The 23,264-nt window shown below is 71.2% G+C and carries 3 protein-coding genes; all 3 read left to right on the forward strand.

Annotation, left to right across the window (positions count from 1 at the left end):
• Nucleotides 1–44 precede the first annotated feature (44 nt).
• The 3 genes from ACFY6U_RS21775 to ACFY6U_RS21785 all read left to right on the forward strand — a co-directional run bounded on the left by ACFY6U_RS21775 (nucleotide 45) and on the right by ACFY6U_RS21785 (nucleotide 23,221).
• Nucleotides 45–2,354: an MMPL family transporter gene (locus ACFY6U_RS21775; RefSeq protein ID WP_390040551.1), complete on the forward strand. Its 2,310-nt coding sequence runs from the start codon at nucleotides 45–47 to the stop codon at nucleotides 2,352–2,354.
• A gap of 222 nt (nucleotides 2,355–2,576) precedes the next feature.
• The gene (locus tag ACFY6U_RS21780) at nucleotides 2,577–2,795 is read left to right on the forward strand and encodes an MbtH family protein (protein ID WP_390040553.1); all 219 of its coding nucleotides are present in this window, start codon (nucleotides 2,577–2,579) and stop codon (nucleotides 2,793–2,795) included.
• A gap of 203 nt (nucleotides 2,796–2,998) precedes the next feature.
• Complete coding sequence (locus ACFY6U_RS21785; RefSeq protein WP_390040555.1) at nucleotides 2,999–23,221, forward strand: amino acid adenylation domain-containing protein; 20,223 nt, start codon at nucleotides 2,999–3,001, stop codon at nucleotides 23,219–23,221.
• The last annotated feature ends 43 nt before the right edge of the window (nucleotides 23,222–23,264 follow it).

Raw genomic sequence — 23,264 nt, forward strand, 5'->3', positions numbered from 1 at the left:
AGTTTTCCCTGGATACGCTCCTCCACGTGTAAGGAGAGCAGCTCATGCTGCGCAAAGGCAAGTCAGACCGCGGGCTGCCCGCAGAAGAAGAGAGGCCGGACGCACCGCGGGCCCTGGACCCGGTGGGCCCCGCCCGCGGGGTCGTGGAGTCCGTCGCCGGATGGTCGGTCCGGCACAAGGGCCTCGCCATTGCGGGCTGGCTCGCGCTGGTGATCGTCGCCATCCTCTCCAGCGCGCTGCTCAGCGGCTCCGACGCCCGGTCCACCGATCCCGGTGAGGCGGGCCGGGCCCAGCAGATCGTGCGCACCGAGGACAGCGGTGACTCGATCCGCGAGAACGTGCTGTTCCAGTCGCGCGAGGCCGACGGTCCCAAGTTCACCGAGAGCAGCCGGCTGCAGGGCGCTGCCAAGGACCTGGTGTCCAAGCTGCGCGGCGCGGACGCCGGGGTGCGGGACATCGGCTCGCCGCTCGGCGCCCACGGCGAGCGATGGCTGTCCGACGACGGCCGGTCCGGCCTGGTGACCTTCGAACTCGGCGGACCACTGGAGAAGCAGAAGGCGTACTACGCCAAGGTCGTCAGCCTGCTGAAGGAAGTGCAGGACAGCAACCCGGACCTGCGGATCGTGCCGGCCGGCGACCGCAGCCTGAACGCCGTGGTCGACGACGCGATCAAGGACGACTTCAAGAAGTCCGAGGTCACCTCGCTGCCCCTCACCCTGGTGATCCTGCTCGTCGTGTTCGGCTCGCTGATCGCCGCCGGTATTCCCCTTCTGCTCTCCGCGACCGCGGTGATCGGCACCTTCGGACTGCTGCAGACCGTCGGGCACTTCGTGCCGGTCAACAGCGCCGCCTCCTCCATCGTGCTGCTCATCGGCATGGCGGTCGGCATCGACTACTCGCTGTTCTACCTGCGCAGGGAGCGGGAGGAACGGCTGGCGGGACGTGACACCCGGGACGCGCTCGCGATCACGGCCCGCACCTCGGGCCGCGCCGTGGTGGTCTCGGGCCTCACCGTGATGGTGTGCGTGCTCGGCCTGCTGTTCTCCGGACTCGACGTCTTCAAGGGCCTGACCGCCGGCACCGTGATCGTCGTGGGCATGACGGTGCTCGGCTCCGTCACCGTGCTGCCCGCGACGCTCGCCGCCCTGGGGCACCGGATCGACAGGGCCCGCATCCCCTGGCTCGGCCGGCGCAGGACCGTGGCGCGCGAGTCGCGCATCTGGTCCTCGGTGGCCCGCACCGTGGTGCGGCGCCCCGCGCTGACAGGGGGCGTCGCCGCCCTGGTCCTGCTGCTCGTGGCGCTGCCCGCCTTCGGGATGCGGCTCCAGGACCCGGCCACGACCGACAGTCTGCCGCGCAGCGTCGCCCAGGTGGACGCCGCGGTACGCATGAACGACGCGTTCCCGGGTGCCGCGAGCCCGGCCCGGGTGGCGATCGCCGCCGACGACGGCTCGAGCGCCGACACCCCCGCCCTGCGTACGGCCGTCGCCGCCCTGCACGAGGAGGCCGCCACGCCGGGCAACGGGATCGCCGAGCCGATCACCTGGGTTTCCGTCGGCGACGTGGTGGTGGTGCGCGTACCCCTCGTCGGCAAGGGCACCGACGACACCTCCAACGCGTCCCTGGAGAAGCTGAGGGACAAGGTGCTGCCCGCTACTCTCGGCAAGGTGCAGGGCATCGACTACGCGGTCGGCGGCAAGACGGCGACGCCGTACGACTTCGCCCACCAGCTCAACGGCCGCGCTCCGGTGATCTTCGTCTTCATTCTCGCCCTCGCCTTCGTCCTGATGGTGATGGCCTTCCGCTCCTGGGCGATCCCGCTGGTGTCGATCCTGCTCAACCTGCTCTCGATCGGCGCGGCCTACGGCGTCCTCACCTGGGTGTTCCAGGACGGGCATCTGGGGTCGCTGCTCGGCTTCACCTCCTATGGCGGTGTGGTCGCCTGGCTGCCGCTGTTCATGTTCGTCATCCTCTTCGGGCTGAGCATGGACTACCACATCTTCATCCTCAGCCGGATCAAGGAGCGCTGGGTGGGCGGTGCCGACGCGCGTGCCGCGGTCATCGGCGGAATCAGCAGCAGCGCGGGTGTGGTGAGCAGCGCGGCCGTGATCATGATCGGTGTGTTCACGGTCTTCGTCAGTCTCTCCGCCATCGAGTACAAGATGATGGGCGTCGGCATGGCGGTCGCCATCCTCGTGGACGCCACCGTCGTCCGCGGTGTGCTCCTGCCCGCCGCCATGACCCTGCTCGGCGACCGCGCCTGGTCGCCCCGGCCCGGCAAGTACGGCAGCCGCGAAGGCTCCGCGGCGACATCCGCCGAGGCGCAGACCCCCGAACCAGTACGTCCTGTCTAGCCAATCCCCCGTGGCAGACGGGACGTACTGCCCCACCTCACCCCTGAACGGGGGGTGAACCAAGCGCTCCGGCCCGGGAGTTCGGCAACAGCCGGCTCCCGGGCCGGAGCGCTCGCATAGCTTGGCTATAGCCGAAGTATCGGGTCCGCGACGAGGCTCGGGACGTTGATCGCAGCGCATTCGAGGAATGCGGCATCTCCGTCTCTCACGTGAGGATCTCCGATGGCCGATGAGCGGGACGACGACCAGACCTACCACGTCGTGATCAACGACGAGGAGCAGTACTCCATCTGGTGGGCCGACCGGGAACTGCCGGCCGGCTGGCGCGCCGAGGGCACCACAGGATCGCGCGCCGCATGCCTGGCGCACATCGACGAGGTGTGGACCGACATGCGTCCGCTCAGCCTGCGTCGGCGCATGGAGGAGCGGGCCGCGCACTGAACTCCCGGTCGCGAACACGCCGGTCGAGCTGAAGTGATCAATTTTCCACATCGGGTTTTGCTGTGCCAGCGGTGGCAGGAGGAGCAACACAGATGAGCGCCGGAAATGACGAGCGAAGCGCTGCCGTCGATGTTCTTCGGGAGAGGCTCCTCCGCCGGCGGCTCGGTGGGAACTCCCGCAGTGGCCGTCCCGGCATCAGCCCCGTGGACCGGAACACCCCGCTGCGGCTGTCCCACGGGCAGCAGCAGATGTGGTTCCTCAACCGGCTCGAACCCGGCAGCCCCGAGTACCTGGTTCCGTTCGCGTTCCGGATCCGCGGCGCACTGGACACCGAGGCGCTGCGCCGCGCCTGGACGCAGCTGACGGCCCGCCACGAGATCCTGCGCACCCGCTACGCGCTGGACGCCGCCGAGCCGGTGCAGATCGTCGACGACGCCGTCGCCGACCTGGATCTTCCACTCACCGATCACCCCCGGGACAGGGTGCCCGGTGTGGTGGCCCAGGAGGCGGTCACCTCCTTCGACCTGGAGCAGGAGTGGCCCGCGCGGGCGCGGCTGCTCAGGCTGGCGCCGGACGACCACATCCTCACCGTGGTCTTCCACCACATAGCCTTCGACGCCTGGTCCACCCGCGTGTTCGGCAGCGAACTGGCCGCCCTCTACAAGGCGTTCCGCGACGGACGCTCCCCGGCGTTGCCGGAACTCCCCGTCCAGTACGCCGACTACGCGGCCTGGCAGCGTGCGGAGGTCGCCGGCGAGGCCCTGGAAGGGCATCTGGACTACTGGCGGACCCAGCTCGACGGCACCGCCCCCGTCGACCTGCCCGCGGACCGGCCGCGGCCCGCCCTGCGCGGCCACGACGGAGCGGAGGTCGCCTTCGAGCTCTCCGCGGAGCTGACCGCCGCGGTCCGGGACCTCGCGCGGCGCCACGACACCACCCCCTTCGTCGTGCTGCTCTCGGCCTTCCAGGCACTCGTCGGCCGCTACACCGGACAGCGCGACGTGGCCGTGGGCACCACCGTGTCGGGACGCACCCACCCGCAGTCACAGGCACTCATCGGCTATGGCATCAACACCCTGGTCCTGCGCGGGCGCTGGGAGTCCGACACCGGTTTCACCGAACTGGTCTCGCGGGCCCGCAGCACGCTCATCGACGCCTACGACCACCAGGCCGTGCCGTTCGCCCGACTGGTCGACGAACTGAGGCCGGAACGCGACATGTCCCGCACGCCTCTCTACCAGGTGGCGCTCACCATGCACCAGCGTGGGGACGGCGGACTCACCCTGCCCGGCCTGGACGTGGAGGCGTACCCCATGACGAGCCGGATCGCCAAGTGCGATCTCGAGCTCCAGATCAACGACGTCTCGCAGGACTCGTTCCAGGGGCAACTGGTCTACGCCACCTCGCTCTTCGACCGGGCCACCGTCGAGCGTACGGCCCGGCACTTCGTACGCCTGCTGGAGTCCGCCCTGGCCGCACCCGAGCGACCGCTCTCCCGGCTCGACATGCTCGACGAGGGTGAGCGTGAGTTGTTGCTCGGGTGGGGTGGGCCTGCGGGGTCGGTCGAGGAGGTGTCGCGGTGTGTGCAGGAGGTGTTCGAGGAGCGGGTTGCGTTGGCGCCCGACGCGGTTGCGGTGGTCGCGGACGGTGAGGAGTTGTCGTATGCGGAGGTGAACCGGAGGGCGAACCGGCTGGCGCATCATCTGCGGTCGTTGGGTGTGGGTGCCGAGTCTGTGGTCGGGCTCTGCCTGGAGCGTGGGGTGGAGCTGCTGCCGGCTCTGCTCGGTGTCCTCAAGTCCGGTGCCGCCTATCTGCCCTTGGACCCGGCGCACCCGGTGGAACGGCTCGGCTACGTACTCGCGGATGCGGGTGCGGAGGTGGCGGTCACCACCTCGGCCCTCGAAGGGCTGTTGGAGGAGGGGGGCTTTGACGGTCGGGTGGTGGCGTTGGACCGGCACAACGCGGTGCTGGCGGGTTGCCCGGAGTCCGATCCGGAGGTGGTGTCGGGGCCGGACAACGCGATCTATGTGATCTACACGTCGGGTTCGACGGGGCGTCCCAAGGGTGTGACCCTCACGCACGCCAATGTGGTCCGGTTGATGCGTGCCGCGCAGGAGCATTACTCGTTCGGTGCGTCGGATGTGTGGAGTCTGTTCCACTCGTTCGCTTTCGACGTGTCGGTGTTCGAGATGTGGGGTGCGTTGCTGCACGGCGGCACCCTGGTTGTTGTCCCGCGGGATGTGGCTCGTTCTCCGGAGGATTTCCTGGATCTTCTGGTGGAGCGGCGGGTGACGGTGCTGAGTCAGACGCCGTCGGCGTTCCGTGCGTTGGTGGCTGCCGCGGGTGAGGGTGATCCGCGTGTCGATCGGCTGGCTCTGCGGCATGTGATCTTCGCGGGGGAGCGGCTGGAGTTGCGTGAACTGAAGCCGTGGACGGACCGGCTGGGTCTGGACAGCCCTGTTCTGGTCAACATGTACGGCATCACCGAGACGACCGTGCACACCACGTTCTACCGGGTCACGGAGGAGGATGTGCGGGCGGCGTCCGGCAACCCGGTCGGTGCGCCCTTGAGCGACTTGTCGGTGCATCTGCTGGACGGCAGAGGTGAGTTGGTGCCGGTGGGGGTGCCCGGTGAGATTCATGTCGGTGGTCCTGGCGTGGCGCGGGGGTATCTCGGGCGGCCGGGTCTGACCGCGGAGCGGTTCGTGCCGGATCCGTTCGGGCCGGCGGGTTCGCGTCTGTACCGCAGTGGTGACCTTGCCCGGCGTCGGCCGGACGGCGGTCTGGACTACGTGGGCCGTATCGACCATCAGGTCAAGATCCGTGGCTACCGTGTGGAGCTGGGGGAGATCGAGGCCGCGCTGGCCGCGCACCCGCATGTGCGTGAGGCTGTCGTCGTCGTGCGTGAGGACAGTCCCGGGGACCGGCGTCTGGCCGCCTATCTGGTTCCCGCGCGCGGCGCGACGGTTCCCGAAACGCGGGAGCTGCGTGAGCTGCTGGCCCGTGATCTGCCCGACTACATGGTCCCCGCGGCGTTCGTGGCCCTGGACGCCCTCCCGCTCACCGCCAACGGCAAACTCGACCAGCGCGCCCTGCCCGCCCCCGGCACCGACGCCTTCCTCCAGAGCGCGTACGTCGCTCCGCGCACACCCACCGAGGAGCGGGTCGCCGCGGTATGGGCCGGCGCCCTGGAGGTCGACCGGGTCGGAGTGCACGACAGCTTCTTCGACCTCGGCGGCGACTCCATCCGCGCCGTGGCACTCGTCGGCGCCCTGCGTGCCGAGGGCATCGACGTGTCGGTGCGCGACGTCTTCGACCGGCGTTCGGTGGCCGAACTGTCCGAGCTCGTCACCGGCAGGCCGGCCCTCTCCGCGGAGTCCCAGGTCTTCGTCAAACCCTTCGAGCTGATCAGCGCCGAGGACCGCGAGCGGCTCCCGGAGGGTGTCGTCGACGCCTACCCGCTCTCGCAGATCCAGACCGGCATGGTCATCGAGATGCTGGCCGACGAGGGCCGCAACAACTACCACAACGTCTCCTCGTTCCGGATCCGCGACGACCGGCCGTTCTCTGCCGCCGCCTTCGAAGCGGCGGCCAGGACCCTGGTGGAACGCCACGAAGTGCTGCGCACCTCGCTGCACCTCACCGACTACTCGGTGCCGATGCAACTCGTCCACGCCACCGCGGACATCGTCGTCGGCGTACACGATCTGACAGGTCTGGACGCCGAGCAGGCCGAGGCGGCGCTGCGCGAGTTCGTGGCCCGGGAACGGCTCACCCTCTTCGACCTGGGCACGCCCTCGCTGATGCGCTTCCACGCCCATCCCACGGCCGGTGACGGCCTGTGGATCTCGGCCACCGAGTGCCACCCCATCCTGGAGGGCTGGAGCCATCACTCGATGCTGATGGAACTCCTCGACTGCTACCGGGAGATCAGGGACGGCGGCGGCCCCGGCGCGTTCGAGGCGCCCGAGGTGCGCTTCGCGGACTCCATCGCCGCCGAACTCGGCTCGCTGGCCTCGCAGGAGGACCGTGCGTACTGGCGGGACGTCGTCGACGAGTACGCCAAGTTCACCCTGCCCGCCGGGTGGGGCGAGGATCCGGACGCCCCGCGCCGGGCCCACCACGTGATGGTGCCCTGGGGCGACCTGGAGCCCGGCCTGCGCGCCCTCGCCACCAAGGCCGGCGCCTCGCTCAAGAGCGTCATGGTCGCCGCCCACACCAAGGTGCTGAGCCAGCTCACCGACGCCCCGGCCTTCCACACCGGACTCGTGTACGACGTGCGCCCGGAAGTCGTGGGCGCCGACCGCGTGTACGGCATGTACCTCAACACCCTGCCGCTCCCGGTCGACCGGTCGGCGGGCACGTGGCTGGAGCTGGTACGGCAGGTCTTCGCCCGTGAGGTCGCCTCCTGGCCGCACCGCAGGCACCCGCTGCCCGCGGTCCAGCGGGCCTTCGGCGGCACCCAGCGGCTCATCGACGTGTTCTTCAACTACCAGGACTTCCGGCAGGTCGACACGGACCTGGTCGACGACGCCGTGGGCATCGACGACAGCCCGACCGAGTTTCCGCTCACCGTCTCATCCCGCAACGGTCACGTCTTCCTGACGGCCGACTCCTGGGCGCTCAGCCGCCCCCACGCCGAGCGCATCGGCGCCATGTACCGGGCGGTGCTGGAGTCGATGGCGGCGGACCCCGCCGCGGACGCCCGGGGCACCTTCGTGGCGGCGGACGAACTGAGCCGCCAGCTTCGGGAGTGGGCGGTCAACCCCGCCGAGCCCGAGACCCGGACCGTGCTCGACCTGTTCGAGGAGCAGGCCGCGCGGACCCCCGACGCCACCGCCGTCGTCCACGCGCGCACCCGGATGTCGTACGCGGACCTCGACGCCCGCGCCAACCGCTACGCCCATCGTCTGCGCTCCCTCGGGGTCGGGCGGGAGTCCGTCGTCGGCGTGCTCCTGGACCGCGGCGTGGAGCTGGTCGCCGCGCTCCTCGGCATCTGGAAGGCCGGGGCGGCCTATCTGCCGATGGACCCCGTCCTGCCCCCCGAACGCATCGCGCACATGCTGACCGACGCCCACGCCGCGGCCGTCGTGACGCACTCCGACCACGAGGACCGGCTGCCCGCCTCGGAGACGACGCGCCGCCTGCTCACCGACCGGGACGGCTTCGCCCTCGGCAGCCTGCCCAAGACCGCCCCGGCCAGGGCGATCTGCCCCGACGACCTCGCCTACGTCATCTACACCTCGGGCTCGACCGGCCTGCCCAAGGGCGTGCTCGTACCGCACCGCGGTCTGGCCAACCACGTGCGCTGGGCCGTGGACGAGCTCGCCGCCGAGGGCAGCACCGGAGCGCCGCTCTTCTCGTCCATCGCGTTCGACCTCGTCGTACCCAACCTGTGGGCGCCGCTGCTCGCGGGCCAGGCGGTCCGCCTGCTGCCCCAGGACCTCGACCTGGGCGCGCTCGGCGAGACCCTGGCCGCCGCGGGGCCGTACAGCTTCGTCAAGCTGACCCCCGCCCACCTGGAGGTCCTCACCCACCAGCTCTCCGCGGAGCAGGCCGCCGCCCTCGCGCCGGTCCTGGTCGTGGCGGGCGAGGCACTGACCCGCAGGGTCGTACGGGCCTGGCGCGAACTGGCCCCCGCGACGCGGCTGGTGAACGAGTACGGGCCGACCGAGGCATCGGTGGGAACCTGCACGTTCCCGGTACCGCGGGACACCACGGCCGAGGTCATGCCGATCGGCCGGCCGCTGCCGAACGTGACGATGTACGTGCTGGACGAACGGCTCCAGCCGCTGCCCGTGGGCGTGCCGGGCGAGCTGTACGTCGGCGGGACCGGCGTGGCGCGCGGGTATCTCGGCCGGCCGGCCCTGACGGCCGACCGGTTCCTGCCCGACCCGTACGGGACACCCGGGGCCCGCCTGTACCGCACCGGCGACGTGGTACGCCTGCGAGCGGACGGCGACGTCGAGTTCCTGGGCCGTGCCGACGGACAGGTGAAGATCCGCGGCTTCCGTATCGAGCTCGGCGAGATCGAGGCCGCGCTCGGCGACCACGAGCAGATCGCGGACGCCAGAGTCCTGCTGCGCGAGGACATCGCCGGGGACAAGCGGCTCGTCGCGTACGTCGTGCCGGAGGGCGCAGCGGCCCCGGCCCCGGGGCCGCTGCGCGAGGCGCTCGCGCGCACCCTGCCGGACTACATGGTGCCGTCCGCGTTCGTGGTGCTGCCGGTGCTGCCGTTGACGGCGAACGGGAAGCTGGACCGCGCGGCGCTGCCGGCGCCGGGGGAGGGTTCGTTCGCCCGGCGGGAGTTCGTGGCGCCGTGGACAGCGCTTCAGGAGCGGGTGGCCGCGGTGTGGGCGCGCGTCCTCGGCGTGGAGCGGGTCGGTGTGACGGACGGTTTCTTCGATCTGGGCGGGGACTCGATCCGTGCGGTGGCGTTGATCGGTGCGTTGCGTGCCGAGGGTCTGGACGTGTCGGTGCGGGACGTGTTCGAGCGCCGGACGGTGGCGGGTCTTGCGGAGTCGCTGGCGGGGCGGTCGGCCCTGTCGGGTGAGGACGGGGTGTTCGTCGAGCCGTTCGCGCTGGTGCCGGAGGTGGACCGGGAGCGGCTGCCCGAGGGGCTGGACGACGCGTATCCGCTCTCCCGCATCCAGACCGGCATGCTCGTGGAGACCCTCGCCGACGACACGTGGAACAACTACCACAACGTCAACGTCTACCGCGTGCACGACGACCGGCCCGTGGATCTGCCCGCCCTCCGCGCGGCGGTCGCGGAAGTCGTGGCCCGGCACGAGGTGCTGCGTTCCTCCGTGCACCTGAGCGGATTCTCGGTGCCGCTCCAGCTCGTGCACGCACAGGTCGACATACCGACGGACCTGCGAGACCTCAGCCACCTGGACGAGGAGGCACAGCGGCGCGCCATGACCGCGTTCGTGGCCGCCGAACGCGCCGACGTCTTCGACCTGTCCGCGGCCCGCCCGCCGCTGCGGGTGTTCGCGCACCAGCTCGGCGGCGAGTCATGGCTGTGCACCTTCACGCAGAGCCACGCGATCATGGACGGCTGGAGCAACCAGCTGTTCCTCGTCGACCTGGTGGCCTGCTACGGACGCATCCGGGACGGCCTGGAGCCCGAGCCGTACGACGCGCCCCGGGTGCGGTTCGCCGATTCCGTCGCCGCCGAACTCAAGGCCCTGGACTCCGCCGAGGACCGCGCCTACTGGCAGGGCATCGTCGCGGACCACGCCACGTTCACGCTTCCCGCGCACTGGCACGGCGACCGGGACCGGCCCGCCGAGACGATCCGGGCCGGGGTGCGCTTCGCGGACCTGGAGCAGGGCCTGTCCGCCCTGGCCAGGACGGCCGGCGTCTCGCTCAAGAGCGTGCTGACCGCCGCCCACCTCAAGGTCATGAGCCAGCTCACCGACGAGCCCGCGTTCCACACCGGCCTCGTCACCCACTGCCGTCCCGAGGCCGCAGGCGCCGAGCGGCTCTACGGCACGTTCCTCAACACACTGCCGTTCCCGGCCGACCGCACCGCCGCGACCTGGCGGGAGCTGGTGCGCCAGGTGTCCGACCGGGAGATCGAGGCCTGGCCGCACCGCCACTTCCCGATGCCGGAGATCCGGCACCCCGGCGGAGGGCGTCTGATCGACGTCTTCTTCGGCTACCTGGACTTCCACGCCATGGACTCCGACGTGGCCGAGGACGGCTGGGGCTTCAACGACGCCCCGAACGAGTTCGCCCTCGCCGTCACCTCGCTGTCCGGGATCCTCAGCCTGCGCACCACCTCGCACACCCTGAGCCAGGACAACGCCGACCGGATCGCCGGGATGTTCCGCGCGGTCCTGGAGGCGATGGCCGCCGACGCCGACGGTGACGCCCGGGCCGTGTACCTGCCGGACGGCGAGCGTGAACTGCTGTTGAGCACGGGCGAGGCCGAGGCCTTTCCGCAGCCCGAGTCGCGGTGTGTGCACGCGGTGTTCGAGGAGCGGGCGGCCGCCGCGCCGGACGCGATCGCGGTCGTCGCGGGCGGACAGGAGCTGAGCTACGCGGAGGTGAACGCACGGGCCAACCGGCTGGCGCATCGCCTGAGGTCGCTGGGGGTCGGCGCCGAGTCGTTGGTGGGCGTCTGCCTGGAGCGTGGACCCGACCTGATCCCGACGCTGCTGGGCGTGCTGAAGTCGGGCGCCGGATATGTGCCGTTGGACCCGGTGAACCCCGCCGACCGGCTGGGCCACGTGGCGACCGACGCCGGGCTGCGGGTGGTGGTGACCGAATCGGCCGGCGTACCGCTGATGGCCGAGGTGTTCACCGGGGACCTGGTGGTCCTCGACCGGGACCGTGCTGAGCTGGCGGCCTCCCCGGACACCGACCCGGCCCCGCTGACCGGCCCCGACAACACCGTCTACGTCATCTACACCTCGGGCTCGACCGGCCGTCCCAAGGGCGTCGCCCTCACCCACGCCAACGTGCTGCGGCTCATGGACGCCGCCCGCGACAGCTTCGGCATCACCGGGGACGACGTCTGGACCCTGTTCCACTCCTACGCCTTCGACTTCTCCGTCCTGGAGATGTGGGGAGCCCTGCTGCACGGCGGGCGGCTGGTGGTGGTCGACCAGGACGTGGCACGGTCCCCCGAGGACCTCCTCGGCCTCCTCGTGGAGCAGCGCGTCACCGTGCTCTGCCAGACACCCTCCGCGTTCCGGTCCCTGGCGACCGCGGCAGCCGACGGCGGCGCGCGCGTCGAGGAGCTCTCGCTGCGGTACGTGATCTTCGGCGGGGAAACGCTGGAGATGTCAGATCTGCGGCCCTGGACGGACCGGCTCGGTCTGGAGCGGCCGACGCTCGTCAACTCCTACGGCATCACCGAGACGACCGTCATCGACACGCGGTACGTCATCAAGGCCGGCGACGGCGAGGAGGGCTCCTCCCTTCCCGTCGGCCGCGCGTTCCAGGGGGTCTCGCTCCGCCTGCTCGACCAGAACGGCCATCTCGTTCCGGACGGAGTGGCCGGCGAGGTGTGCGTCGGCGGGGAGGGAGTGGCCCGCGGATACCTCAGCCGGCCGGCCCTGACGGCCGAGCGGTTCGTCCCCGACCCCTTCGGCCCGCCCGGCTCACGGCTGTACCGCAGTGGTGACCTGGCACGGCGCCGGCCCGACGGGGACCTCGAGTATCTGAGCCGGATCGACAGCCAGGTCAAGATCCGCGGCTACCGGATCGAGCTGGGGGAGATCCAGGCGGTGCTCGCCGCGCACCCGGGGATCCGCGAGGCGGTCGTCGTCGTACGCGAGGACGTCCCGGGTGAGAAGCAGTTGGTGGCGTACTACGTGCCCGCGGTGAACGCGGCCCACGGGCCGGCCGCCGGACCGCCCCCGGGCAGGGAACTGGCCGCCCACTGCGGCACGAGTCTGCCCGCCTACATGGTGCCGTCGGCGTTCGTGGTGCTGGAGTCGCTGCCGATCACCCCCAACGGAAAGCTGGACCGTGCCGCGCTTCCGGTGCCGGACGAGGGGGCCTTCGCCCGGGCGGAGTTCGTGGCGCCGAGGACGCCGCTGGAGGAGCGGGTCGCGGCCGCCTGGGCGCAGGTGCTGAGGCTCGAACGGGTCGGTGTGACGGACGGTTTCTTCGATCTGGGCGGGGACTCGATCCGTGCGGTGGCGTTGATCGGTGCGTTGCGTGCCGAGGGTCTGGACGTGTCGGTGCGGGACGTGTTCGAGCGCCGGACGGTGGCGGGTCTTGCGGAGTCGCTGGCGGGGCGGTCGGCCCTGTCGGGTGAGGACGGGGTGTTCGTCGAGCCGTTCGCGCTGGTGCCGGAGGTGGACCGGGAGCGGCTGCCCGAGGGGCTGGACGACGCGTATCCGCTCTCCCGCATCCAGACCGGCATGCTCGTGGAGACCCTCGCCGACAACGAGCACAACCGCTACCACGCCTCCACCTCGTACTTCATCCAGGACGAAGCACCGTTCACGGAGTCCGCGCTGCGCCGTGCGGCCGACGGCATCGTCGCCCGCCAGGACGTCCTGCGCACCTCCGTGGACCTCGCTTCCTACTCCGTACCCATGCAGCTGGTGCACGAGCGGGCGGCCATCCCGCTCGCCGTGCACGACCTCCGCGGCCTCGCGGAGAGCGCCAAGCGCGAGGCGCTGACGGCGTACGTGGCCGGGGAGCGCTCCCAGGTCTTCGACATCGCGGCGGCTCCGCTGGTGCGCATGACCGTCCATGTCGAGGACACCGGATGGCGGCTCTCCTTCACCTCGTCGCACGCCGTGATCGAGGGCTGGAGCCTGTACCAGTTCATGACCGAGCTGCTCGCCGACTACCGCCGGATCCGGGACGGCCTGGAGCCCGAGCCGTACGACGCGCCCCGGGTGCGGTTCGCCGATTCCGTCGCCGCCGAACTCAAGGCCCTGGACTCCGCCGAGGACCGCGCGTACTGGCGCGCCGTGGTGGAGGACCACGCCCCGCTGTCCGTGCCCTCCGCCTGGGCCGACCCGGACGCCACCGGCGAGGACTTCACCGTGCCCGTCCCGGTGGGCGGTCTGGAGGCCCGGCTCAGGGCGCTCGCCGCCCACGCGCAGGCCGCGCCGAAGAGCGTGCTGCTGGCCGCGTACGTGAAGGTGATGAGCCAGCTCACCGGAGACGCCGAGTTCCACACCGGCCTGGTGTGCCATGTCCGTCCCGAGGTCCTCGGCTCCGACCGGGTCTACGGGACGTACGTCAACACCCTGCCCTTCCCCGTCGACCGCACCGCCCGCACCTGGCGGGAGCTGGTACGGCAGGTCTTCGACCGCGAGGCCGAGCTGTGGCCGCACCGTCACTTCCCGATGCCGGAGATCCAGCGCGAGGCGGGCGGCGAAGGCCGGCTGGTCGACACCCTGTTCAGCTATCTGGACTTCCCGGAGACCGAGGACCGGGACGTCGACGCGCGCACCGGCCTCGGCGAGGGCGCGACCGAGTTCGCGCTGGCCGTGACCGCCAACATCGGCATGGGGCTCAACCTCAAGGCCAATACCCGCACCATGAGCCGGGCCGACGCCGAACGGGTCGCCGGGATGTTCCGCGCGGTGCTCGAGTCGATGGCGGCGGACGCCGACGGGGACGCCCGCGCGGTGTACCTGCCGCCGGGCGAGGAGCAGTCGCTGCGCCACGCCGGCACCTTCCAGCCGTTCGAGGCCGATCAGACGTGCGTGCACGAGGTGTTCGAGCGCCGGGCGGCCGCCACGCCGGACGCCGTCGCCGTGATCGCCGACGGCCAGAAGCTGACGTACGCCGAGGTGAACAGGCAGGCCAACCGGATCGCGCACCAGCTGCGCGCCATGGGCGCGGGGCCCGAGTCGCTGGTGGGCGTCTGCCTGGAGCGTGGCGCCGACCTCATGCCGTCGCTGCTCGGCGTCGTCAAGTCCGGTGCCGGATACGTGCCGTTGGACCCGGTCAACCCGGCGGACCGGCTGCACCACGTGATCTCCGACGCCGGGGTCCGCGTCGTGATCACGGACGCGGGCCGGGCGCCTCTCGTCGAGGGCGCCGTCCAGGGCGCACTGCTGGTCCTCGACCGTGACCAGGAGGCGCTGGCCGCACGCCCCGAGACGAACCCGCCGAACCTCAGCGTGCCGGGAAACACCCTGTACGTGATCTACACCTCGGGCACCACGGGACGGCCCAAGGGCGTCTGCCTGACCCACGCCAACGCGCTCCGACTCTTCCCGGCCATGCGGCGGCGGATCTCCTTCGACGCGTCCGACGTGTGGGCGCTCTTCCACTCGTACGCCTTCGACGTCTCCGTGTTCGAGATGTGGGGCGCACTGCTGCACGGCGGCACCCTGGTCGTCGTCCCGCAGGACGTGGCCCGCTCCCCGGAGGACTTCCTCGGCCTGCTGGCCGAGCACAAGGTGACCATGCTCGCCGAAACACCCTCCGCCTTCCGCCCGCTGGTGGACCTCGCCGCACAGGGCGACCCGCGCATCGACCGGCTGTCGCTGCGCATGGTCATGAACGGCGGCGAGCCCCTGGAGCTGTCCGACCTGAGGCCCTGGATCGACCGGCTCGGCCTGGAGCGGCCGGTCCTCGTCAACGCGCACGGCATCACCGAGACGACCGTCATCGACACCTTCCACGCCGTCGAGGCCGGTGACGGCGAGGCGGGCAGCCGGATCCCCGTCGGCCTCCCACTGGACGACGTGTCCGTCCACCTGCTCGACCGGCACGGAAACCTCGTGCCCCTGGGCGTCCCCGGCGAGATGTACATCGGCGGTCCGTCCGTGGCCCGTGGCTACCTGGGCCGGGCCGCCCTGACCGCCGAGCGGTTCGTGCCCGACCCGTACGGCCCGCCCGGCACCCGTCTGTACCGGACCGGCGACCTCGCCGTGCGCCGTCCCGACGGACGGCTGGAGTTCTCGGGCCGGGCCGACGACCAGGTCAAGGTGCGCGGCTACCGCGTGGAGCCCGGCGAGATCGAGGCGGTCCTCACCGGGCACCCGCAGGTCCGCGACGCGGTCGTCGTCGTCCGGGAGGACAGGCCCGGCGAGCGGCGGCTGGTGGCGTACTGCGTCGCCGAGCCGTCCGCCGCCGGACTGCCCGACGGTGCCGCACTCGCCGAGCACTGCGGCACCGACCTGCCTGAGTACATGGTCCCCTCGGCCTTCGTCGCACTCGACGCCATGCCGCTGACCGTCAACGGCAAACTGGACCGGCGCGCCCTGCCCGTCCCCGCCGAGGAAGCCGTGGCCCGCGGTGACTTCGCCGCACCGCGCACCGCGGTGGAGGAGCGGGTCGCCGCGGTCTGGGCCGAGGTCCTCGGAGTCGAACGGGTCGGCGTCCACGACGGCTTCTTCGCCATGGGCGGTGACTCCATCCGCGGCGTCGCCCTGGTCGGTGCGCTGCGCACCGCCGGCTTCGAGATATCCGTCCGTGACCTCTTCCAGCACCGCACCGTCGCCGCACTGTGCGAAGCGCTCGGAGACTCGGCCGGGGCCGAGGGCGAGGCGCCCGGCGGTGAAGCGGCCGCCTCCGTCGCCCCGTTCGCGCTCGTCCCGGCGGAGGACGGAGACGCTCTGCCCGCCGGGCTGGACGACGCCTACCCGCTGCTGCGCAACCAGACCGGCATGCTGGTGGAGGCGCTGTCCGGCGGCGGCGAGAACAACTACCACAACGTCGCCACCGTCCTCGTCCCCGACGACCGGCCCTTCGACGGCGAGGCCCTGCGCCGGGCCGTGCGCACCGTAGTGGCGCGCCACGATGTGCTGCGCACGTCCGTCGACCTGACCTCCTACTCCGTACCGATGCAACTGGTGTGGAGGGACGCCGAGGTCCCGTGCGCCTGGCAGGACCTCAGCGGCTTCGACGAGCAGGAGCAGCGGCGTGAGGTCACCGACTTCGTCGCCGCCGAGCACGCCCGTCCGTTCGACCTCGGCTCCACCGCGCCGCTGATCCGGGTCTTCGCGCACGTCAGCTCGGCGGACGCGTGGTTCCTGACGCTCACCCAGAGCCACGTCATCCTGGAGGGCTGGAGCCACCAACTGCTCGTCAGGGAACTGGTGGACTGCTACCGCCGGTTCCGGGACGGCCTGGAGCCGGAGCCGTACGAAACGCCCGGCGTTCGGTTCGCCGACTCCGTCGCGGCCGAGCTGACGGCCCTCGCCTCCGAGGCGGATCGCGCCTACTGGACGGACGTCGTCGACGGGCACGCCAAATTGCCCCTGCCCGCCGCATGGGCGGACGGCGACGGCACGGCCCACGAGGCGTTCGGCGTCAAGGTGCCCCTCGAAGACCAGCGCGCCGCGCTGCACGCGCTCGCCGAGTCGGAAGGCGCCTCCGTCAAGAGCGTGCTGCTCGCCGCGCATCTGAAGGTGATGGGCCAGCTCACCGATGAACCCGCCTACCACACCGGGCTCGTGAGCCATGTCCGTCCCGAGGTGGAGGGCGCCGACCGGGTCTACGGCCTCTACACCAACACCCTGCCCTTCCCCGCCGACCGTTCCGCGCGCACCTGGCGCGATCTGGTACGTCAGGTCGCCGACCGCGAGATCGAGCTGTGGGAGCACCGCTACTTCCCGATGCCGGAGATCCAGCGCGAGTCCCGCGCCGGCGGCCGCCTGATCGACGTGATGTTCAACTACGTCGACTTCGGCAAGGGCCAGGACACGCGTGCCGAGGCGCTGGAGACCGTGATCAGCAGCGCCCCCACCGAGCTGGGCCTGTCCGTGAACGCGCACGGGGACGGCTTCCTCAACCTGCGCACCAGCACCGCGGTGATGAACCGCGCTGCCGCCGAGCGGCTGGCCGGGATGTTCGGCGCGGTGCTCCAGGCGATGGCCACGGACCCCGACGGGGACGCGCGAGCGGTGTATCTGCCCGAGGGCGAGCGGGAGTTGTTGCTCGGGTGGGGTGGGCCTGCGGGGTCGGTCAAGGAGGTGTCGCGGTGTGTGCAGGAGGTGTTCGAGGAGCGGGTTGCGGTGGCGCCCGACGCGGTTGCGGTGGTCGCGGACGGTGAGGAGTTGTCGTATGCGGAGGTGAACCGGAGGGCGAACCGGCTGGCGCATCATCTGCGGTCGTTGGGTGTGGGTGCCGAGTCTGTGGTCGGGCTCTGCCTGGAGCGTGGGGTGGAGCTGCTGCCGGCTCTGCTCGGTGTCCTCAAGTCCGGTGCCGCCTATCTGCCCTTGGACCCGGCGCACCCGGTGGAACGGCTCGGCTACGTACTCGCGGATGCGGGTGCGGAGGTGGCGGTCACCACCTCGGCCCTCGAAGGGCTGTTGGAGGAGGGGGGCTTTGACGGTCGGGTGGTGGCGTTGGACCGGGATGGTGCGGTGCTCGCGGGCTGCCCGGAGACCGATCCGGAGGTGGTGTCGGGGCCGGACAACGCGATCTATGTGATCTACACGTCGGGTTCGACGGGGCGTCCCAAGGGTGTGACCCTCACGCACGCCAATGTGGTCCGGTTGATGCGTGCCGCGCAGGAGCACTACTCGTTCGGTGCGTCGGATGTGTGGAGTCTGTTCCACTCGTTCGCTTTCGACGTGTCGGTGTTCGAGATGTGGGGTGCGTTGCTGCACGGCGGCACCCTGGTTGTTGTCCCGCGGGATGTGGCCCGTTCTCCGGAGGATTTCCTGGATCTCCTGGTCGAGCGGCGGGTGACGGTGCTGAGTCAGACGCCGTCGGCGTTCCGTGCGTTGGTGGCTGCCGCGGGTGAGGGTGATCCGCGTGTCGATCGGCTGGCTCTGCGGCATGTGATCTTCGCGGGGGAGCGGCTGGAGTTTCGTGAACTGAAGCCGTGGACGGACCGGCTGGGTCTGGACAGCCCTGTTCTGGTCAACATGTACGGCATCACCGAGACGACCGTGCACACCACGTTCTACCGGGTCACGGAGGAGGATGTGCGGGCGGCGTCCGGCAACCCGGTCGGTGCGCCCTTGAGTGACTTGTCGGTGCATCTGCTGGACGGCAGGGGTGAGTTGGTGCCGGTGGGGGTGCCCGGTGAGATTCATGTCGGTGGTCCTGGCGTGGCGCGTGGCTATCTGGGGCGGCCGGGTCTGACCGCGGAGCGGTTCGTGCCGGATCCGTTCGGGCCGGCGGGTTCGCGTCTGTATCGCAGTGGTGACCTTGCCCGGCGTCGGCCGGACGGTGGTCTGGACTACGTGGGCCGTATCGACCATCAGGTCAAGATCCGTGGCTATCGTGTGGAGCTGGGGGAGATCGAGGCCGCGCTGGCCGCGCACCCGCATGTGCGTGAGGCTGTCGTCGTCGTGCGTGAGGACAGTCCCGGGGACCGGCGTCTGGCCGCCTATCTGGTTCCCGCGCGCGGCGCGACGGTTCCCGAAACGCGTGAGCTGCGCGAGCTGCTCGGCCGTGATCTGCCCGACTACATGGTGCCCGCGGCGTTCGTGGCCCTGGACGCCCTGCCGCTCACCGCCAACGGCAAACTCGACCGTCGGGCCCTGCCCGTACCGGGCGTCGGCGCCTTCCTGCAGAGTGTCTACGTCGCTCCCCGTACTCCTACCGAGGAGCGGGTCGCCGCGGTGTGGGCCGGGGTGCTGGAGGTCGACCGGGTCGGAGTGCACGACAGCTTCTTCGACCTCGGCGGCGACTCCATCCGCGCGGTCGCGCTGATCGGTGCCCTGCGCTCGGCGGGGCTGGACGCGGCCATGCGGGACGTCTTCGAGCAGCGGACGCTCGCCGAGCTGTCGACGCGTCTCGACGAACGCGGACAACTGACCGCGCGGGACCTCACGATCGCCCCGTTCGCGCAGCTCACCGACGAGGACCGGGAGAAGCTGCCGGACGGCCTCGCCGACGCCTACCCGCTGACGCAGAGTCAGACGGGCATGCTCGTGGAAATGCTCGCCAGCACCGGTCCGCGCAAGTACCACCTGGTCAACTCCGTCCGCTTCCGCGACGGTCACGACTTCGACCCCGACGCGCTGCAACGCGCGGTGGACCTGCTGGTCGACCGGCACGAGGTGCTCCGCACCTCCGTCGACGTCGAGACGTACTCCACGCCGCTCCAACTCGTCCACACGGACGTCGCCCTGCCCGTGTCGGTCGTCGACATCCGAGGCCTGGACAGTGCGGCCCAGGACCGGACCGTGCGGGAGTACGTGGACAGCCAGAGCGAGGCCGTCTTCTCCTGCGACCGAGCACCCTTGCTGCGGATCCGCGTACACCGGTGCGCCGACCACATATGGCAGTTCACGATCACCCAGGCCCATGTGATCCTGGACGGCTGGAGCCTGGACGTGCTACTCGGCCAGCTCCTGGACGCGTACCACCGCTTCCGCGACGGCGGGGAACCGGAGCCGTACGACATACCCGATGTGCGCTTCGCCGACGCCGTGGCCGCGGAGACGCGAGCCCTCGCCTCGCCGGAGAGCCGTGACTTCTGGCGCGGCCTCGTCCAGCGGCACGAGAAGTTCGTCCTCCCCGCGGACTGGGGGGACGACCCGGAGAGCCCGCTGCGGTCCTACACCCTCAAGGTCCCCTTCGACGACCTCAAGGCGCGGTTGCAGGGCCTCGCGACCGACGCCGGGGCGTCGGTGAAGAGCGTGCTGATCGCCGCGTTCCTCAAGGTGATGGGCACCCTCACCGAGGAGCGGGCCTTCTTCACGGGCCTCACCAGCCATGTGCGCCCCGAGGCACGCGGTGCCGACCGGGTGCTGGGCATGCACCTCAACACGCTGCCGTTCCCGGCCGACGACACCGCGGCCACCTGGCGGGAACTGGTCCGGCAGGTCTTCGACCGCGAGGCATCGGCCTGGGCGCACCGCCACTTCCCGATGCCGGCCGTCCAGCAGGAGTGGGGCTACTCGGACCGGCTCATCGACGTCTACTTCAGCTACCAGGACTTCGACGAGGCGGACGCCGAACTGGCGGACGCCGACGCCGGTACCGGGTTCGCTCTCAACGAGTTCCCGTTCTCCGTCGCCTCCGGGTCCACCTGGCTCAACCTGCGCACCAACACCCATGCGGTCAGCCACGCCAACGCCGAGCGGATGGCGGCCATGTTCCGGGCGGTGCTGGAGGCGATGGCCGCCGACCCGGACGGCGACGCCCGGACGGCCCTGCTGCCGGACTCGGAGCGGGAGCTGCTGCTCGGTACCTGGGCGACGAATCCGGCCGAACCCGTGGAGCGCGACGCGGTCGCGGAGTTCGAGGAGCAGGCGGCACGGACACCCGACGCCGTCGCCGTGGCAGCCGACGGCACACAGCTCACGTACGGGGAACTGGATGCCAGGGCCAACCGGTTCGCCCGTCACCTGCGGGCACTGGGCGCCGGCCCGGAGTCGGTGGTCGGCGTGCTCCTCGAACCGGGTGCCGACCTGATCGTGACGCTGCTCGGCATCTGGAAGACGGGCGCCGCCTATCTGCCGCTCGACCCGGCCCATCCCGACGACCGCGTCGGTTACCTGCTGGCCGACGCGGGCGCCGAACTCGCCGTGAGTCACTCGTCGTACGAGGACCGCTTCAGGGACGTCTTCGGCGGGCGGCTCGTCCTGCTGGACCGGGAGGCGCGAGCGGTCGCGTCGGAGTCCGCCGAATCCATGGGCGTCGTGCGCGACCTGGACGCGCTCGCCTACGTGATCTACACATCCGGCTCCACGGGCCGGCCCAAGGGCGTCCTCGTGCCGCACCGCGGTCTCGCGAACCACCTGCGCTGGGCGGTCGGGGAGTTGGCGCAGCGCGGCCAGGGCGGCGCGCCGGTCTTCTCGTCCGTGGCGTTCGACCTGGTCGTGCCCAACCTGTGGGCGCCGCTGCTCGCCGGGCAGACGGTGCACGTGCTGCCCCGGGACCTGGACCGGCTCGGTGAACTGCTCGTCGAGTCCGGGCCGTACAGCTTCGTCAAGCTCACCCCCGCCCATCTGGAGATACTGCTCCACCAGTTGACCGCCGAGCAGGCCGACGGCCTCACGGAGGTACTCGTCGTGGCCGGTGAGGCGTTCACCCGGCGGACCCTGGAGGCCTGGCGGGAACTGGCCCCGACGACCCCGGTCGTCAACGAGTACGGCCCGACCGAGGCCTCCGTGGGCACCTGCACCTTCCCGGTCACCCGGCCGTCGGCCACGGACGTGTTGCCGATCGGCCGGCCGCTGCCGAACATGACGATGTACGTGCTCGACGCCCGTCTGGAGCCGGTGCCCACCGGAGTGGCCGGCGAACTGTACGTCGGTGGCACGGGTGTGACCCGCGGCTACTCCGGGCAGCCCGCCATGACCGCCGAGCGGTTCCTGCCCGACCCCCACGGCGCGCCCGGCGCCCGCCTGTACCGCACCGGGGATCTGGTCCGGATGCTGCCGGACGGCAACGTGGCCTTCCTCGGGCGGATCGACCGCCAGCTGAAGGTACGCGGATACCGCGTCGAGCCCGGCGAGATCGAGGCCGCCCTCACCCGGCTCGCCCCCGTTGCCGAGGCCAGGGTGGTGAGCCGTGAGGACACCCCGGGAGACGTACGCCTCGTCGCCTACCTGGTGCCCTCGGCCGACGGCGAAGCCCTTCCGGATCCGAAGGAGTTGCGTGCGGAGCTCGCCCTGACACTGCCGGCCCCCCTGGTTCCGTCGGCGTTCGTGACCCTTGCGCGGATGCCGCTCAACGCCAACGGCAAGCTGGACGAACGTGCCCTGCCCGCGCCCGACGCGGGCCTTGCCCCGGCCGTCCACACGCCGCCGCGGACCGCCACGGAGCTTGCCCTCGCCGACATCTGGTCCGCCCTGCTCGGCACCGGGCCGGTCGGCGTAGAGGACAGCTTCTTCGCGCTCGGCGGTCACTCGATCCTGGTGATCCAGCAGGTCTCCGAGGCCCGCCGGGCGGGGCTCCCGCTCACCCTGTTCATGGTCTACCAGCACCTCACCCTGGGGGAACTGGCGGCCGCGGTGGACGCGACGGCACAGCAGGAGCAGACACCGGCGGTCGCGGCGGTCCCCGCGCTGCCGTCACCGCTGCCGGCCATGGCGGAGACCGGCGTGCCCGGGGCGAGCGTGGCCCGGCTCGAAGGCGGTGAACTGGTCGCCGTCCAGGGCTTCGGCTCGCTCGCGGAGGGCGCCCCGCCGGTGACGCCCGACACCCTGTTCCAGGTGGGCTCCATGAGCAAGCACATCACGGCACTCGGCGTGCTGCGGCTGGTGGACCAGGGGGTCCTCGACCTCGACGAGGACGTCAACCGGTACCTCACCGGATGGCGGGTCCCCGGCGACGACGCCACCCCCACCACCCTGCGCCACCTGTTGTCCATGCGTGCCGCACTGGCCCCCGCGCCCGGCAAGGGATACCGGCCCGGCACCGTCCCCACGCTCACCGACCTCCTGCACGGCCGGCCTCCGGCGGTCAATGGCCCGGTGGCCGTCGAGGGGACTCCCGGAGAGGCCTTCCGCAAGGCCAACGTGCACTACTGGGTGGTCCAGCAGGTGATCGCCGACGTCACCGGCGACGCCTTCGCCGATGTGCTGCGCGACGCACTTCTGAAGCCGCTCGGCATGGAGCACAGCAGCTTCGACCAGTCCTTCCCCGAGCACTCCGGCCTCCCCGTGGCGATCGGACACGTCCCCGGTGGGAACCCGGTCGACGACGGGTGGCTGATCAGGCCGGACATGGCGGCGGCCGGACTGTGGACAACGGCCGCCGACATCGCCAGGGCCGCGCTCGAAGTACGGCGCTCCGCGCTCGGCCGGCCCCTGGCTCTGCTCACGGGGGAACGCGCCACGGAACTGCTCACGCCGTACCCCGACAGCTCCTACGGCCTCGGCACGGTCGTCGACCGGACGGGAGACGACCTTCACTTCGGGCACGGCGGTGAACCAGTTGGCTACCACGCGCTCCTCACCTGCGCGCTGCGGTCCGGCACCGGATGGGTCGTCCTGACCAACGGTTCGGCGGGGGAGCGGGTCGTCCGGGCCGTTGTCTCCGCCCCCGCACCCGACGAGGAATCCGGCGACCGCGCCCGGTGAGCCCCGACCGAGCAAGTGCCCACCCGCACCGAATCGAGGAAGC

The sequence above is a fragment of the Streptomyces sp. NPDC013157 genome, assembly GCF_042899865.1.
GTDB lineage: Bacteria > Actinomycetota > Actinomycetes > Streptomycetales > Streptomycetaceae > Streptomyces.

What these genes read in the sequence shown, in the direction of transcription:
- ACFY6U_RS21775 (WP_390040551.1), top strand. Translation starts at nt 45, where the DNA reads ATGCTGCGCAAAGGCAAGTCAGACCGCGGGCTGCCCGCAGAAGAAGAG.
- ACFY6U_RS21780 (WP_390040553.1), top strand. Translation starts at nt 2,577, where the DNA reads ATGGCCGATGAGCGGGACGACGACCAGACCTACCACGTCGTGATCAAC.